Source organism: Bacillus basilensis (assembly GCF_050630465.1).
Taxonomy (GTDB): domain Bacteria; phylum Bacillota; class Bacilli; order Bacillales; family Bacillaceae_G; genus Bacillus_A; species Bacillus_A basilensis.
Genome location: NZ_JBNTQO010000009.1, coordinates 108,579 through 124,988 on the forward strand (window position 1 = coordinate 108,579; position 16,410 = coordinate 124,988).

A 16,410-nucleotide genomic window follows, 5' to 3' on the forward strand; every position below is an offset into this window, starting at 1 on the left:
TTATATTCACCTTTCTAATTAAATTGGAATGTGCCCTCTTTAGTAAGTTGCTTCCACGTTTTACCTTCATCTGTAGAGAGGAACACACTTGCTTTCGCTGTAGCAAATACGATTTCAGCTGAATTTTGAGGGTTTTGTGATATATACATGATTGTATCTTTAGAGTCTAAAGATGGAATTTGTATGCTAGTTTCTTCGTTTGTAGCAATTGATTTTTTCGTTAGTGATTGCTCATTTTGCTTATTGATAGAGGCATATATCATGTCTTCATTACTTAATGTAACTGCGGTCGATTCAATTGATTTAGAAAATAGTTCAAATGTATTTCCAGAATCCGTAGATAAATATACGCCGTCTTTAGCGCTTACTGCGACTACACTAGATTGATCCGGATGTACTGAAAAGGAATGAATCGTACTTGAAAGACCTTTTAACTTACTATTTTTCCAATCTTGTCCGTTGTTCGTACTGAAATAAAAACCTTGTTGTAATTTAGAATTTGGACGCTCATTGTATAAATAAATTGCTTCCGTATTATATCCGACAGCGAGGTTATGAAAATCAGATTCTCCGTAAAACGCTAGCTTTTCAAGAGTATTACCGCCATCAGAACTTTTCATTAATCCTAAAGGATTTTTTAAATTTGCATCTGGTTCAGGATGACCGCTGGCAAAAAATCCATTTCTCGTTGCCTGGAAGCCCATATAATCGTGTAGCTGTTTAGCAGTTTCTAACCATTTTCCATTTTGATAAACTTTTATACCACTGTGGGTTGCGATAGAAATCCCCGGCATATTTCCTACAAAGCCAATTCCGTGAATGTGCTCGATTTTTCCAGATGTAATCTCTTTATAGAAGTTTTGCGGAATCGTATTTACTGTTTCTGTGTTTTTTGTCTGAGATTGTATTGTTTCTTTCTTTACTGTTGCTGTTTCGGCGTTGCTAGAACATCCTGAAATGATTAATAAAGAAGTAATTGCTAATCCTGTTGCCACATAATGCTTCAAATTTGTAGGCTCCTTTCCTATATATGAGATTTTAAGTATATGGAATAAATGTCAAGAAATTGTGGAGTGGTATGCATAATTTAGCTTAAAAGGGGCCCTAATAATGAAAATTTTCCTGTCTCTATGAGTACTATTAATTGACGAAAAATTATAACAATAATAGAATAATTGTATTGGATAATTAGATTTACAAGCATACATAGAACGCTAGGGGGATTATAATGAAATCAACATTCTTTGCTCAAAATAGAGAACGATTAGTAAACACATTACCAGATGAATCTATTACTATTTTATTTGCTGGACAAGCACCTCATATGTCAGCGGATGCACATTATAAATTTGTGCCAAATCGAAATTTTTACTATGTAACAGGAATCGATGAACCAAATGTTATTTTCATGTTGAAAAAGTTTGGAAATAGTGTAGAAGAAATACTTTTCATTGAAAAGTCAGATCCAGTAATGGAAAAATGGGTTGGTAAAACAGTTTCTAACGAAGAAGCAGAGAAAATTTCAGGTATAAAAAAAGTTGTATATTTAGATAGCTTTGAAAAAACAATGTCAAATATACTTTTTACAGAAAATGTGAAACATCTATATTTAGATTTAGAACGTCGTGAGTGGAATGGTACAGAGACAAAAACGCTAGCGTTTGCTAAACATGTAAGAGAACAATATCCACACGTAACAATTGGTAATGTATATCCGAACATTTGTGAATTGCGAGTGTTTAAAACAGATGAAGAAATTGAAATTATTAAAGAAGCAATTGCTGTAACGAAAGACGGTATTTACAATGTGTTAAAGCATGTAAAAGCAGACATGATGGAATATGAATTAGAAGCTCAGTTTGATTTCACACTAAAATCATCTGGCATTAAGCATCATGCGTTCAATACAATTTTGGCAAGTGGGAAAAATGCTACAGTTCTTCATTATGAAGATAATGATGCACAAATTCAAAATGGTGATTTAGTACTGCTAGATTTAGGCGCTCAAAAAGATTACTATAACGCTGATATTAGTTATACATTCCCGGCAAATGGAACATTCTCGAGTCGCCAAAAACAAATTTATAATATCGTATTAAAAGCATTGAAAGAAACAACAGAGATTATTAAGCCAGGCTTAAAGTTCGCTGCATTAAATGCGCATGCTAAAAAAGTACTCGCAGAAGGGTGTAAAGCAGTTGGTTTAATACAAGAAGATGAGGAACTGTCTAAATATTATTATCATGGTGTCAGCCATTTCCTTGGTTTAGATACGCATGATGTAGGGACATACAAAGATAGAGTATTAGAAGAAGGCATGGTTATTACAATTGAACCTGGGCTTTATATTGAAGAAGAATCGATTGGAATTCGTATTGAAGATGATATTCTTGTAACGAAAGACGGATACGAAAACTTGTCAAAAGATATCATTAGAGAAGTGGAAGAAATTGAAGAGTTTATGAGTGAAAATAATGTAAATGTAAATGTAAAAGAAGATGAAGTTGTTACGAAATAATAATTAGAAGAGACGCTCAATTTTGGGCGTCTTTTTATTTAGCTCATTGCATATCTCCATATTTTCTTGAAAATCATTTTTTATAATGATTTTGAAAAAGAAAAAGGAGCGGTTTCCATGAAGAGATTTTTGTTAACAGCAGTTACAGTCTCTGTCATATCTTTAATTGCTGCATGTTCTGCGACCACAAATACAACAAACGATCATAAAAATATGAATGATAAAAAAACACCACAGACTGAAACGGCTATAAAACCATTGAAAGTTGAAAAAGGACCAGAAGTTACTTTAATAGCGAAAGAAGAAAAGCAAAAATTAAGTAACGGTGTTATTGTTCCAGTCTGGACATTTAATGGCTCATCTCCTGGTCCAGAAATTCGGGTAAAAAAAGGCGAAAAGGTGAAAGTGACATTAAAAAATGAACTATCTGCACCAGTATCTATTCATTGGCATGGGTATCCTGTCCCAAATAATATGGATGGAATTCCAGGTGTGACGCAAGATGCGGTTGAACCTGGAAAAAGTTTCACCTATGAATTTGAAGCGAACGTACCAGGAACGTACTGGTATCACTCACATCAAGATTCTGTAAATCAATTAGATAGAGGATTATATGGTGCTCTAGTTGTAGAAGATACAAATGAAAAGTATGATAAAGATTACACATTAATGTTAGATGAATGGATAACAGATAAAGAAGAGATAAATAAACAGTTAAAAGAAATGTCAAAAGGAAAAACAGAAAAAGTAGACGGTAATAAATCTAGTAAGGATAATGAAAATGCGAAAAAGAATGATGATAAGAACAGCAGGGATCATTCCGGTATGGACATGGACGGGAACAAAAAAGACTCTGGCAATATGGCAGGCATGGACCATGGAAAGATGAAGATGGAAGGTCATGAAATGAGTATGTATGATTTATTCACAATTAACGGAAAAAGTGGTGATTTAGTAGAGCCATTAAAAGTGAATAAGGGAGATAAAGTTCGTCTTCGACTCGTTAATGCTGGCTATCTATCGCATGATATACATGTTCACGGTCATGATATAAAAGTAATTGCAACAGATGGCCAACCAATTAATGATCCAAAAGTTATAAAAGACAAAGTAATTTCAATTGCACCGGGTGAACGTTATGATGTTGAATTTACTGCTAACAATCCTGGGAAATGGTATGTTGAAGATCATTCGGTAGATAAAGGTGCGAAAGGAATGAAAACCATTATTGAATATGAAGATAGTAAAGAGATGAAAGACACAGCAAATGAAAAAGAAAAACTACCAAAATTAGATATGACGAAATATGGCGAGAAAAAATTAGGTAGTTTCACACTAGAGCAGCAGTATACTGCCTCATATAATATGGACTTGAATACGCAAATGAATGGAAATGAAATGATATATACAATTAACGGAAAAGTATTTCCGAATATTGATCCAATTCCAGTGAAAAAAGGTGACTTAGTAAAAGTGAAATTAGTAAATCGCTCTAAAATGGATGATCACCCGATGCATTTACATGGTCACTTCTTTCAGGTGTTGAGTAAAGATGGAAAACCGATAGAAGGTTCTCCAATTGTAAAAGATACTTTGAACTTAAAACCAGGTGAAGAATATGAAGTCGCCTTTGTAGCAGACAATCCGGGTGAGTGGATGTTCCACTGTCACGACCTACATCATGCTTCAGCAGGGATGGTAACGGAAGTGAAATATACAGATTATAAATCTGATTATGTTCCAAACCCTAATATTCCTAATAAACCAGAATAATGTGAAAATCATGTAGTTTATTAATGATGTAAAGCAGTTATCTTAATAGGTGGCTGCTTTTATATGTCATGTTGTGAATTGGAAATATTATTTTTATAAAAGTTTAGATAATATGAGGGGGTTATCTTGTAGAAAGAGTTTATAAGGTGAGAATGTTTTTGTTATTTAAGAATTAAAAAACATAGTGTTTTTTGATTAGAAGTGGCTGAATTTAATGTATTATATTGTAGTTCTAAAAGGCTGAATACTTATATTTGACCTTTCTTTTATTTTGTACTACAATTCGTAGTGTGAAAGGAGAAAGGGAATATTTAAGCAAAAGTATAAGTTAAATGAAGAAGGTTTAAATTATGCTTTTTTTGTTTTTGTAGTATTAATTATAGGTGATTATTTGGCGATATTTTTTTCGGAATTTAAACTACAATATGTAGTGTTGAATCGAAAGAATGAGAGGGTTTTCAGAGTGTGATGAATTTAACTTTTCTTTATTACTAGATATAGATGGTGGAAGATAAATAAAAATTCAATATGGATAATAAAAGGATACTTTTGCTGAATAGTTAGAAAGAAAAGAAATGGAAGTTAATATAAAAACATAATGATACTTGAATGTGTTTATAGGAAGGTGTTTTATACTTATGAAAAAGATTTTAGCTAGTGTAGCAGTAGCTTCTGTTACAGGAAGTGTATTTATTAGTACTGCTCAAGCGAAAAATACTGTTATACAAAAAGGCATGAAGCATGAGCAATCTACTGATGTAGTAAAATATGAAAATCAAGTAACAGTAAATACAAATGCTCTACGTGTCCGCACACAACCAAATACGTCTAGTGCAATAATGGGACGCGTGTATGAAGGAGAAGTTTTACAAGTTATTGGAGAAGAAAACAGTTGGCTGAAAATTAATCATAAAGGAAAAACTGGCTATGTAAGTAGTGAATTTGTTTCGGAAAATAGTGTATCAGCGAAGACGAATGTAAGCATGAGTCGTAGTAAAACTGTAACTGCTAATGTATTACGTGTTCGCACACAGCCAAATACGTCTAGTGCAATAATGGGGCGCGTGTATGAAGGGAAAGTTTTACAAGTTATTGGGGAAGAAAACGGTTGGTTAAAAATTAATCATAATGGAAAAGTAGGTTATGTAAGCAGTCAATTTGTAATAGACGGTAGCTCAAATGGAAGCGACAATAACAATGGAAAATTTCAAGTAGCGAGTGGGGATTACAAAGTTAACGTATCCTCCCTCCGCGTTCGTACAGGTCCAAGTACTTCCCATACGATTTTAGGCTCTATACATAAAGGACAAGTTGTTCAAGTAACTGGTGAAATTCAAGAGTGGGTCAAAATTAACTATAGTGGAAAAACGGCTTATATTAGTAAAGATTACATTTCAAAGAGTGGCTCTAATGCAAATGTAGACCAAACAAATGAACAACAAAAGAATGTTACGGTTCAAACTGACGGTACATACATTGTAAACGCTACTTCTTTACGTGTGCGTACCGGCCCTGCTACTTACCATAGTGTAATTGGTGGTGTATTAAACGGACGAATACTGCAAGTAACTGGCGTTGAAAATGGCTGGTTGAAAATTAATCATAATGGAAGAACTGGTTATGTAAGTAGTGAATTTGTAAAATTCGTTAAAGGAGGTACACCATCAAAACCTGAAACCAGTAATCCATCTACTGGAGCAACAGTTGGTGACTACTATGTTAACGTAAGCGTGTTAAATGTAAGGAGCGGCGCTAGTACAAATCATGGTGTAATCGGTGCATTATCAAAAGGAATAAAAGTGCAGGTTCTATTTGAAGAAAATGGATGGGGAAAAATTAATTACAACGGTAAAAACGGTTATGTATCAAGTAAATTTCTATCAAAAACAAGTGAGACTGATGCAGAGGAGCAGCGACAATCCCAAGAGGTAAATACAACAAATGACTTTATTCAACCAGCTGTAGGAAGATATACTTCTAGATTTGAGAAACGTGGTGGGCAAATGCATCACGGATTAGATATTGCTGCTTCAGGAATAGTGCCGGTTGTTGCCGCCGCAGAAGGTGTAGTCACTCGCTCTTATTATTCTACAAGCTATGGTAATGTGGTGTTTATTTCTCACAATATTAATGGACAAACCTATACGACTGTATATGCTCATTTAAAGAGTCGTTCTGTTACTACTGGTCAAAAAGTAAAGCAAGGACAACAACTTGGCATAATGGGGAATACAGGACAATCTGAAGGACAGCACTTACATTTTGAAATCCATAAAGGTGAATGGAATGCACAGAAGAGCAATGCTATGGATCCAAAAATATATATTGGTTAATTGAAAATTTATTATTTCAACATGGAATTGTATATCTTCTCAAGCAAAGAGAATTTCATAGATTTAGAAGTTTTGGCCTAACGATTCAAAGTGTTTTTTATCTTCATCTGTTAAGAAATAAAAATAATGAAATCGATCCCCTCTACTATGATGAAATAGTAGAGGGGATCGATTATAGTTGCTAATGTTTATGTTGTTCTTCTGTGGAAGAGGTTGGCGGGATATGCTCTGGGAACGTTACAAATATAGTCAGGATAATTACTACACCAATTGAGAGTAATAATGGAAAACGTCGCTGAATAACAGCAGAAAAACTTTCTGATAAAAACTGAATTATACATGACATAGTTATTGTTATAGTAAGTAAGAGGCTAATGAATAGTATATTATGGGCTTGTTGAGCGTTTAACATTTCTGTAATCATTGCTCCCATCATACTTGCCATTACCCCAGAGAACATTCCTTCTAAAGCAGTATACAGGTGAAAACGTAGACCGACTAAAAAGCCGATAAATCCACTAATTAAAATAGCAAGCAAAGTAGAATATAGTAATTCCCCTTTAAATAGAATACCTAAATAAAAGCCTATACTTAAACCGATACTCATACTAAAAGACATAATAAATACCATATACTCCATTAGGGTACCCTCACGTTTAGAAATATATGATGTAATAATAATCGAGATACAACAAAGTGTTAAGGCAGTTAATGTATAAGCAAACATCATGATACCTCCCTGTTCTATCGTTCACTTCATCATATGTTCATATGGAGAGTACTTATGCTTATTTATATCTGCATATTATCTGCACAATTTCATGAATATAAGCAAAGAGACGTTTGATTTTTTTTGCGTCTTTTTTTATTTGTGAGCATGTGAAAGAAAGTGTTATATAATGAGTTTCTATTGTGAAGCAATAAAGAATAAGCGTATAATATTATAGTTATCCCATTTGGGGATTAACCCGCGAATGATAAATAAGATTGTTGTTTTATCATCGCTTCTAAACATATAGACAACGAAAGTAACACTGGAATACAGATAGGGAGTTATAAAATGAAATTAATTATTGCCGAGAAACCAGATCAAGGTTTGGCTCTTGTTTCACAATTTAAATATCGCCGGAAAGATGGATATTTAGAAGTAGAAGCAAATGAGTTATTTCCAAATGGAGCGTACTGTACATGGGCAATTGGTCATTTGACGCAGTTATGTAATCCAGAGCATTATCACGAAGAGTGGAAAAAGTGGTCACTTAATACGTTACCGATGATTCCAGAGCGTTTTCAATTTGAAGTAACAAAGTCAAAGTATAAACAATTTAATGTAGTGAAACAGCTGTTACATAATCCTGGGGTAACAGAAATTATTCACGCGGGCGATGCTGGGCGTGAAGGGGAATTAATTGTACGAAACATTATTAATCTTTGTAACGTGCACAAGCCGATGAAGCGTCTTTGGATTTCATCTTTAACGAAGCAAGCTATTTACCAAGGATTTAAAAACTTGCTTGATGAATCAGCTACAATTAATACGTACTATGAGGCGTATACAAGGTCATGTGCGGACTGGGTCGTTGGTATGAATGCATCACGTGTCTTTAGTATTTTGCTAAAGAAAAAAGGAATGAACGATGTGTTTTCCGCTGGTCGTGTACAAACACCGACACTCGCATTAATCGTAAAGCGCGAAAAGGAAATTGAAAACTTTAAGTCAGAGCCGTTTTGGGAAGTATTCGCAACCTTTGATATAGAAGGAAAGAAGTATGAGGGGAAATGGGAGAAGGATAGTGAATCCCGCTTAAAAGACCCTGATATGGCGAATAAAATTGCGGCATTTTGCCAAGGAAAACCGGCGGTAGTAAAGGAAATGAAAACGGAGCGTAAAGAGTTTCAGCCTCCGCTTTTATTTAACTTATCATCACTACAAGCAACGGCAAATAAAGCATTTAAATTTTCACCGAAAAAGACGCTTGATATAACGCAAGCACTATATCAAAAAGGGATTGTCTCTTATCCTCGTTCAGATTCCAACTATGTTACACAAGGTGAAGCGGCAACATTCCCTGATATCTTACAGAAGTTAAGTCAGTTTGATGAATATAAAGGTTTATTACCGGCTCCAGTTGAATCGATTATGAATAATAAGCGTTATGTGAATGAAAAGAAAGTAACAGATCACTACGCAATTATTCCGACAGAGCAAGTTACAAATCCAAGTAGATTATCAGGTGATGAAAAGAAAATATACGATATGATTGTAAGAAGGCTTATTGCAGCTCATTATGAAGTTGCAATCTTTGACTATACAACGATTGTAACGCTTGTAGATGAACGTGCTGAATTTATTTCAAAAGGAAAACAGCAAATTCAAGAAGGATGGCGTAAAGTTATTTTCCAAGACGATAAAGATGACGAAACAATTCTTCCAATTGTAGCTGAAGGTGAAGAAGGAAAAGTTGTAAAGGTGAAAGTGAAAGAAGGAAAAACACAACCACCGAAGCGTTATACAGAAGGACAACTTATTACGTTAATGAAAACAGCTGGTAAGTATTTAGAGAATGAAGAGCTGGAGAAAGTATTAAAGAAAACAGAAGGTTTAGGTACAGAAGCAACTCGTGCAGGTATTATTACGATGCTAAAAGACCGTAAATATATAGATGTGAAAAAAAACCAAGTGTATGCGACTGATAAAGGAAAAGTATTAATTACCGCAATCGGTGACAAAATACTAGCTTCACCAGAAATGACCGCAAAATGGGAGCAGCGCCTTGCGGAAATTGGTGAAGGCACGGCTTCACCAGCTACATTTATGGAACAGACGAAAAAGTTATCAGCTAAAATTATTGAAGATGCGGTTGAAATGTCTGAGAAGTGGGATTTCACCGGATTACATGTTGAATCGATTGAGCGAAAAGGATCGAAATTTACAACGGGTAAAAAGGTTGGTAGCTGTAAAAAATGTGATGGTGATGTAATTGATAAATCAACGTTTTATGGTTGTTCTAATTACAACACGACACAATGTGATTTCACCATCTCGAAGAAGATATTAAGTAAAACAATTTCGCAAAAGAATATGACAAAGCTCTTAAAAGATGAAAAGACCGATTTAATTAAAGGTTTTAAAAAAGGTGAGAAAACGTTTGATGCGAAGTTAGAGTGGAAAGATAATAAAATTAATTTTGTGTTTGAGAATTAAGTTGTTTCAACAAATAAAACAATATGATAGTTAAATTGTACCCTATAGAATAGACGCTTAAAAAAGTCTATTCTATAGGGTATTTTTTTGCATAAGGAGTACTTTTTAGTTTTATTAAAAATAAAATATACAATAAAATATTCTTTATATTTGATAATTATTTATTGTAAAACAATAAATAATGTATTAGAATCAATATCGTACTAAATTAGTGAGGAGCTTTTGATAGAAAAGGTAACAACGCTGTTTTTTTATTAGAGGAGGTAAAACTATGAACAATCACAATTTGATTATTGAAAATATTGACAACCCTCATGAGTTGGAGAAGATGTATAGAAAAGACCCGAAAGCTTTTAAAAAATCATTCTCACAAGCATGGGCTCAAAACCCTGATTCTCAGGTTCTAGGTGCTTGGTATGAAAGGTTACATTTCAAGGAGACGGCAAATACGGAAAAAAAGTCGTTGTTTCAAAAAGGTTTCTTATTCATGGGCATGTTAGCTATTCTGGCTGGGATAAGCACCAGAATCATTTTCTACTTTGTCGAACAAGAAGCAATTGCTCCAATTAACCTGGCTTTTGGTGTAATTCCCTTTATTGTCGCTTATTTTATCTACAATAATACGCCAAAAAAAAGTATTATTTATTCCCTTATAGCATTGTTCCTAATTTCCGGGATATATCTTAATACGTTGCCATTAAATTATAAAGACAGTATTATCCTTGCTTATTTACATCTTCCTATATTCTTATGGGTCTTGGTAGGGCTTGCGTTTACAGGAAATGAATATTCAAAAGGTAGTACAAGATTAGCTTATATTAAATTTAATTTGGAATATGCCCTTCTCTACGCCAGCATGGCAGTTAGCGGAATAATTCTAGCAGTATTCACCATGCGTTTATTTAGCTTTGTTGACTTGGATATAGGAGAATTCTATTTTAGTAATGTTGTTTTATTTGGTGCTGCTGCTCTCGCTATTGTGGCTGCATATTTAGTATCAATGAATCTTAAACTTGCTAAAAATATTACACCATACATATCTAAAATTTTTAGTCCTCTCGTCCTGATTACGTTACTAATCTATCTTATAACGGTTATATGGGTCGGGAAAAATCCTTTCTTGGACCGCAATTTCTTAATGGCCTTCAACGGAATACTCCTTGGCGTATTGGCTGTTACCATATTTTCTATTGTTGAGAGTGACTCAGATGAGAAAAAGAACATTTCAGATTATATAAATTTTGCCTTAATTGTTCTTGCGCTTATTATTGACACTGTGGCTTTGTCAGCCATCATATTCAGACTTTCTTCTTACGGGATTACACCTAATAGACTTGCTGTTTTAGGGGTAAACATACTGATCTGGGCAAATTTAATTTGGATTATGTTTTCCTATATGCGTTTCTTGCAAAACAAATCAGGACCAACAGCTATCCAAGATGCCGTTACGAAGTATTTACCAATTTACGGACTTTGGGCAGCTTTCGTTATATTTACTTTTCCTATAATGTTTAATTAGAAAGACATTGTAAATGTAACGACAAGCTAATTTTCTATCACGTATATAAGATATTGAGTCAAACAAACCTTGATATAACAGCGTTTGTTTGACTTGTTTTTATAAAATGCAAACATTTTGCAAACATAAGTTATCCAAAGATGCTTTTACCGAAGTTTTTAACAGCTTCTTCTTGCATATTCGGTAAAATATGCGAATACACACTTAATGTCATTGAAATGTCTGTATGACCTAATCGCTCACTGATAATTTTAGGGTTAACTCCTTGTTTCAATAGTATAGTAGCGTGTGTATGTCTTAAATCATGGAATTTAATTTCTTTTATACCCGCTTTGTGTGTATCTCTAATGAAACTTTTTCTAAAATGCGCTTTTTTTATAATTCTTCCAAACTCATTACAATTAATTAAATCTTGATCTTGATAAGCAGAGCCAAACCTTAATTTCTCTTTATTAATTAAAATCTTATGTCTTTTTAAGGATTCTATAGTTTCTTTAGGTACAGGAATAGTACGCTTTGATGAATTGGTCTTTGCTGTTTTTTTGATTTTATTGTCATGGCCAGATGTTTGGTTTATTGTAACGGTGTGTTTTTCAAAATCAACGTCCTGCCATCGTAAGCCTAGAACTTCTCCCATACGCATACCTGTAGTTATTGCAAGTAGATACCCAATGTGATATCGTGATTCTTGTGAATGCAAAAGAAACTTTTTTACTTCTTCCTCTGTCCAAGTTTGGATAGAGGTTCTTTCTTTTTTCGGTATCTCAGCAAACGTAGCTGGATTTCGAGAAATAATATTTTGCTTTACAGCCAGATTTAAAGCGCTCTTTAATATTCTATGCATAAGCAGAATAGAATTGTTTGCAATACCTTTATCTATCGCAGTTTTATAGCATTTTTGAATGTGCATAACATTTAATTTATGGAGTGCAACCATCCCTATACTAGGTATAACATGTTGGTTGATAAATGCCCTATAACCAACAAAAGTACTTCTTTCTATACTCATACTTTTAATTTCTAGCCAGTGATTTAGATACTCTTTTAACATAACTTTAGACGGTTCTATAAAAGTTCCTTCATTTAATTCTGTAATCTTCTTCGCAACATCAGCCTGTGCTTCTTTTTTTGTCTTATAACCAGAAAACCACTTTTGTCTTCTTTTTCCTGTCTCTGGATCAGGTCCAATGTCGACCACAATACAATATTTATTTCCTCTTTTTCGAATATGTCCTTTCACTTAAAACACTCCTTCATTTTATTTTGAATCATGTTGTATAAGCCTAGTTGTAATTTTGCTGCTATGAAAATTACATGTTTGGACATATCAGCGATGGATATATTTTACCATATTTAGATTGTTATTAAGGAATAAAAAAAGAGCCATAGGGCTTCTTCTTTGCTGTATTCATGAAAATAAAATTAAAAGCGTTTGATAAATAGCTGTAATAGTACATGTGGTTGCTAAAATACTAGCTATCCATCTTGGTGCATGGATTTTTAATAGTAAGATATAAACTAATCCAAAAGTAACTCTGATAGCAAGGAACATAATAGCTGCCTGTATAACTAATTAACAGGTGATTGTATAGTACTAAAGTCAATCTGATTAATTTAATGTACTCCTTATAATTTTTATATCACAATATATATGAGTATATTGTAATTAAAGAGGGGGGAAGGGATATTATTGTTTTACAATATAAAAGAATACTTTTTTATATTAATTATTAAACTTTCTCAATAATTTTCAGATTGACACATAACTAAAATTCCTAATTTTTGTGATATTATGAAAATAACTAAAAAACGGACATAAAAAAGACCCATGACTGTGTAAGTAGTGCTGCAACACCCTTATACTGTCTCCCTAACCACAGTAGGGAAAACACCTGTCATAAGTCTTCGTACATTAGTATAACACACAACTTAGATATAATGACACGTTTCTCTGTAAATGTAAAATACTAGGGATGACGTGTCTTTTGTCCAAAAGGAGGACAAAAATTGTGCAAGTTTTATTGGATTTTAATGATATGCAAGAAAGTCTAAAATCATCCGGTTATACAAATAGGAAGTTAGCGACGCGTTTTAAAGTAACCCATACTACTGTAAATAGTTATTTTAATAAAAAGGTTAAATTTGATTTTATGCACTTTGTAGATTCACTTAGGTTATATAAGCCTAAAGATATTAAGTTCAGAAGAAACTGCATCAAAGAGTGCATACCAACACTTTCACATAAAAATTTAAAATTGGCATTAGAAGTGTTAGACATGTTTGGAGAATATGAACTTCAAGATATGATTATTCAACAGATATATAAATTTAAGGGCAACCAAACAGAAAAGAAAAAGGGTATTTCGAAAACATTAAGAATAAACTTAAGCTTGGTTCCTTTATACCAAACATTGCGAGAAAGAAGTGAAAATAAGATTACGGCTAAGATGTTTTTTGAGAAAGTTGATAAAATGAGGAAAAATCAAAAATATACTGATAATGAACTTGTTATAATTTCGATTCTAAACACAATATATTCTTTTTTTGATTTAGGTAATTACAAGATGGTTAATGAATATATTCAACAATTATTACCCGATATTACAAAAATTAAATGTCACACTTTAAGAGATTCATTTTTATTAAGAATAAAAGAAATGGAGATTTTTGTGAATCTCCATGAAAATAAGTTAGAAGAATCTCGTCAATTATGTTTTGACATAATAAACGATGAGACAAATTGTTATGTCAGTACTAAGGCAGTAGCGTATTGTAAAATTGGAGAAAGTTATGTTTTCTCTGATTATCAGAAAGCTAAAGAGTATATGGAAAAATCACTAAAAGTTATTGGTAATCCAGCTAATAAGAAACTAGAAATAAGGAGAGAAAAAGTACTTAATACACTTTTATTTTTAAGAATACACCATAAGAAAGATTTACATACTATTAATTTTGAAGATTTAGATGCAGCTGAGAGAGCTTTTTTATATGTCAGGTTAGGTGAGAATGAAAAAGCAATTAAAATTTTACAGAATTTAAAAAATAACAACGGATATCTTAGTAGTTTTCAATTGTACTATATGGGGCTCGCGGTTGGAGGGAAAGAAGGGAAAAAATACTTAGAATTATCTATTGAAAGTTTTTCTAAATCAGGTGATTTCTTCTATATGTTTCTACCAAAAGAAGCATTGAAATGCTATAATTAAACTATACATAAAAGGTGGTGAAACACTTGAAAAATAAGCTTGTAAAAGTAGTGTTATCTATTATGGCTGTATCTTGTCTTTCTATTACAGCTTTTCAAGTGACAGAAAAAGATAAAGTACAAAGCGCTAAAGAGAAAAAAACAACTTTATACATGATTGATCCAGGTCCTGGAGGCGGATAATTATATAAATGCAAGAAATGACACTATCTAATAGATAGTGTCATTTCTGCTTTAAAGGGAATGGAAACATTTTAATTGGAACGACAAAAACTTTCCACTTTTAGAAAGTCTACGTATAAATAACAGGATGCAAGGGGGAACTAGTGGTGACAAAAGAAGAAATTGTAATGCTATTCTTAAATACAGTTAAGGAATTCGCTCCTGAAAAATTAGAGGAATATATTGAGGAGATTAAAAAAAATAGCCGATCCTAATTCGAGAGGCTATTTTTCCATTTTCTTATGATGCTTATTCAGAGCTTGAGCGATAGCTAACATCTGGTCTAATGCCATATCTTCTTTATCTTTTGGAAGAGGTTCTAGCCATGCCATAATCTCTTTAAATTTCTCGTATTTATTCTCATCCTGATTTACTTCATTATTTTCTCCATATAAGTAATTCACAGGAACAGCAAATCTTTTCGCTATTTTTTCTATTGTCTCACGACTTGGGAACGCTTTTCCATTTTCGAATTTTGAAACGGTACCTTTAGTGAGATTTACTTCTTTACCAAATTGTTCTTGGTTCATTTTATGTTCTAAACGAATTTGTTTTATTCTATCTTTCATATCCATAAAAAACTCCCCTTATTAAGATTTTTCGGTAATCCTAAATCCTATTAAGTTTATTATAAAGTTTCCTGACAAGAAACGTAAAGAGCAAAAAAGTTTCCTGTTCTGAAATTTTTTATAAAAAACACTTGAAGTTTCATACAATGAAACATATAATGGACTTGTAAGCATCAGAAGGGAGTGATCAGATGCAAACCGATACGCCTAAAACAGAACTTCAAAAAGCATTTGAAGAATCTGGACTTAAATATCATGAACTAGCTAAAAGGGTCGGGATATCGAAGTCATACTGCTATAAAATAATTAACTGGAATTTAAGGGTTTACTATGATGTAGCAGTTAATATATCTAAAGTATTGGGAAAGGAAACAACTATATTATTTAAGGAACAAGAAAAAATTTTTAAACAATAAGTTTCATTGTATGAAACTTATTTAAAAGGAGTGAAAGAAAATGGGTTTAGAACAATTTATTAAAGAATCTATTCGCGAAATTGTAAGAGAGGAAATTAGATCAGCAATAGCTGACTTACAACAACAATCACAACCAAATAAGGTTATGCGAGTAAAAGAAGCGGCAGCTTACCTCAACATTGCTGTTTGTAGAATGTACGAATTAGCAAATCACCCTAGGTTTCCAGTAATAAGAGAAGGACGTAAACTTCTTTTCTTGCAAAAGGATTTAGAAGCTTGGCTTGAAACACAAAAGGAGGTGAACTAGTGGAAGATACAATATCATTAGCTATATTTGGATTGTCAATCACAGGTGGTTCATGGCTACTTTATGTCACTTATGAGCCAATAAGAAAATGGGCTTGGAGTGATATAGAGCAAAATAAAAAGACCCATGGCAGTGGGTCTGTTAGAAAAAATAAATTTTTATAAGTATACCACGGAAAGTAGGGAAATAGTACATGAATTTAATTGAATATCAGGTGCTATTACCTAATAAATTTTGGGGCTTAGCAAAAGCAAAGATGAGTTGAAACAAATAATTGAGCAGTATTTCAAAAATGGTTATTCACATTATGAAATTCAACGAATCATCAAAAGTGGACAAGCAT

Annotated in this window: 14 protein-coding genes; 10 read left to right on the forward strand and 4 right to left on the reverse strand. The window is 33.0% G+C overall.

The window, feature by feature from the left end; genetic code table 11:
* Nucleotides 1–14: 14 nt before the first annotated feature.
* Nucleotides 15–1,007, reverse strand: coding sequence for a F510_1955 family glycosylhydrolase (locus tag ACQVV1_RS18060; protein WP_242251472.1), 993 nt, complete (start codon nucleotides 1,005–1,007; stop codon nucleotides 15–17).
* 221 nt (nucleotides 1,008–1,228) lie between these two features.
* Between ACQVV1_RS18060 and ACQVV1_RS18065 the strand changes: the two genes are divergently transcribed.
* From ACQVV1_RS18065 to ACQVV1_RS18075, 3 genes are all read left to right on the forward strand, one after another.
* On the forward strand, nucleotides 1,229–2,518 hold the full coding sequence (locus ACQVV1_RS18065; protein WP_242251474.1) for an aminopeptidase P family protein: 1,290 nt from the start codon (nucleotides 1,229–1,231) through the stop codon (nucleotides 2,516–2,518).
* 117 nt (nucleotides 2,519–2,635) lie between these two features.
* A complete protein-coding gene (locus tag ACQVV1_RS18070; RefSeq protein ID WP_309260011.1) occupies nucleotides 2,636–4,291 on the forward strand; it encodes a multicopper oxidase family protein in 1,656 nt (551 codons plus the stop codon).
* 638 nt (nucleotides 4,292–4,929) lie between these two features.
* Nucleotides 4,930–6,624, forward strand: a complete 1,695-nt coding sequence (locus tag ACQVV1_RS18075) for an SH3 domain-containing protein (RefSeq protein ID WP_431169299.1) — start codon at nucleotides 4,930–4,932, stop codon at nucleotides 6,622–6,624.
* A 181-nt stretch (nucleotides 6,625–6,805) separates the two neighbouring features.
* Here ACQVV1_RS18075 and ACQVV1_RS18080 read toward each other — a convergent pair whose 3' ends face one another.
* On the reverse strand, nucleotides 6,806–7,351 hold the full coding sequence (locus ACQVV1_RS18080) for a hypothetical protein (protein WP_431169301.1): 546 nt from the start codon (nucleotides 7,349–7,351) through the stop codon (nucleotides 6,806–6,808).
* A 333-nt stretch (nucleotides 7,352–7,684) separates the two neighbouring features.
* On the opposite strand from ACQVV1_RS18080, the gene topB reads away from it, so the two are divergent.
* Both topB and ACQVV1_RS18090 read left to right on the forward strand, forming a co-directional pair.
* Nucleotides 7,685–9,829: a DNA topoisomerase III gene (gene topB, locus ACQVV1_RS18085; RefSeq protein ID WP_431169302.1), complete on the forward strand. Its 2,145-nt coding sequence runs from the start codon at nucleotides 7,685–7,687 to the stop codon at nucleotides 9,827–9,829.
* A 271-nt stretch (nucleotides 9,830–10,100) separates the two neighbouring features.
* On the forward strand, nucleotides 10,101–11,348 hold the full coding sequence (locus ACQVV1_RS18090; RefSeq protein WP_242251517.1) for a DUF4153 domain-containing protein: 1,248 nt from the start codon (nucleotides 10,101–10,103) through the stop codon (nucleotides 11,346–11,348).
* Between the two features lie 130 nt (nucleotides 11,349–11,478).
* On the opposite strand, the gene ACQVV1_RS18095 is transcribed toward ACQVV1_RS18090, so the two are convergent.
* The gene (locus tag ACQVV1_RS18095) at nucleotides 11,479–12,588 is read right to left on the reverse strand and encodes a site-specific integrase (protein ID WP_242253358.1); all 1,110 of its coding nucleotides are present in this window, start codon (nucleotides 12,586–12,588) and stop codon (nucleotides 11,479–11,481) included.
* Between the two features lie 769 nt (nucleotides 12,589–13,357).
* On the opposite strand from ACQVV1_RS18095, the gene ACQVV1_RS18100 reads away from it, so the two are divergent.
* Together ACQVV1_RS18100 and ACQVV1_RS18105 are read left to right on the forward strand one after the other, a co-directional pair.
* Nucleotides 13,358–14,554, forward strand: a complete 1,197-nt coding sequence (locus ACQVV1_RS18100; protein ID WP_242253360.1) for an AimR family lysis-lysogeny pheromone receptor — start codon at nucleotides 13,358–13,360, stop codon at nucleotides 14,552–14,554.
* Between the two features lie 26 nt (nucleotides 14,555–14,580).
* A complete protein-coding gene (locus ACQVV1_RS18105) occupies nucleotides 14,581–14,736 on the forward strand; it encodes a hypothetical protein (protein ID WP_000791796.1) in 156 nt (51 codons plus the stop codon).
* Between the two features lie 263 nt (nucleotides 14,737–14,999).
* On the opposite strand, the gene ACQVV1_RS18110 is transcribed toward ACQVV1_RS18105, so the two are convergent.
* Nucleotides 15,000–15,350 carry a helix-turn-helix transcriptional regulator gene (locus ACQVV1_RS18110; RefSeq protein ID WP_242253362.1) on the reverse strand — a complete coding sequence of 117 codons (351 nt, stop codon included), beginning with the start codon at nucleotides 15,348–15,350 and terminating at the stop codon, nucleotides 15,000–15,002.
* Between the two features lie 185 nt (nucleotides 15,351–15,535).
* Here ACQVV1_RS18110 and ACQVV1_RS18115 point away from each other — a divergent pair, with 185 nt between their 5' ends.
* Genes ACQVV1_RS18115 through ACQVV1_RS18125 form a run of 3 tightly spaced genes read left to right on the forward strand, consistent with a single transcriptional unit; the run spans nucleotide 15,536 to nucleotide 16,231 of the window.
* Nucleotides 15,536–15,760, forward strand: coding sequence for a helix-turn-helix domain-containing protein (locus ACQVV1_RS18115; RefSeq protein WP_326042349.1), 225 nt, complete (start codon nucleotides 15,536–15,538; stop codon nucleotides 15,758–15,760).
* A 40-nt stretch (nucleotides 15,761–15,800) separates the two neighbouring features.
* Nucleotides 15,801–16,067 (forward strand): helix-turn-helix domain-containing protein, encoded by a 267-nt coding sequence (locus ACQVV1_RS18120; RefSeq protein WP_063224929.1) that lies wholly within the window; start codon nucleotides 15,801–15,803, stop codon nucleotides 16,065–16,067.
* The gene (locus ACQVV1_RS18125; RefSeq protein ID WP_242253365.1) at nucleotides 16,067–16,231 is read left to right on the forward strand and encodes a hypothetical protein; all 165 of its coding nucleotides are present in this window, start codon (nucleotides 16,067–16,069) and stop codon (nucleotides 16,229–16,231) included. The genes ACQVV1_RS18120 and ACQVV1_RS18125 overlap by 1 nt, the downstream gene beginning before the upstream one ends.
* Nucleotides 16,232–16,410: the final 179 nt, after the last annotated feature.

Bases quoted from the DNA above. Each gene is read 5' to 3' on its own strand.
- ACQVV1_RS18065 (WP_242251474.1), top strand. From the start codon at position 1,229: ATGAAATCAACATTCTTTGCTCAAAATAGAGAACGATTAGTAAACACA.
- ACQVV1_RS18070 (WP_309260011.1), top strand. From the start codon at position 2,636: ATGAAGAGATTTTTGTTAACAGCAGTTACAGTCTCTGTCATATCTTTA.
- ACQVV1_RS18075 (WP_431169299.1), top strand. From the start codon at position 4,930: ATGAAAAAGATTTTAGCTAGTGTAGCAGTAGCTTCTGTTACAGGAAGT.
- ACQVV1_RS18080 (WP_431169301.1), bottom strand. From the start codon at position 7,351: ATGTTTGCTTATACATTAACTGCCTTAACACTTTGTTGTATCTCGATT.
- topB (WP_431169302.1), top strand. From the start codon at position 7,685: ATGAAATTAATTATTGCCGAGAAACCAGATCAAGGTTTGGCTCTTGTT.
- ACQVV1_RS18090 (WP_242251517.1), top strand. From the start codon at position 10,101: ATGAACAATCACAATTTGATTATTGAAAATATTGACAACCCTCATGAG.
- ACQVV1_RS18110 (WP_242253362.1), bottom strand. From the start codon at position 15,350: ATGGATATGAAAGATAGAATAAAACAAATTCGTTTAGAACATAAAATG.
- ACQVV1_RS18115 (WP_326042349.1), top strand. From the start codon at position 15,536: ATGCAAACCGATACGCCTAAAACAGAACTTCAAAAAGCATTTGAAGAA.
- ACQVV1_RS18120 (WP_063224929.1), top strand. From the start codon at position 15,801: ATGGGTTTAGAACAATTTATTAAAGAATCTATTCGCGAAATTGTAAGA.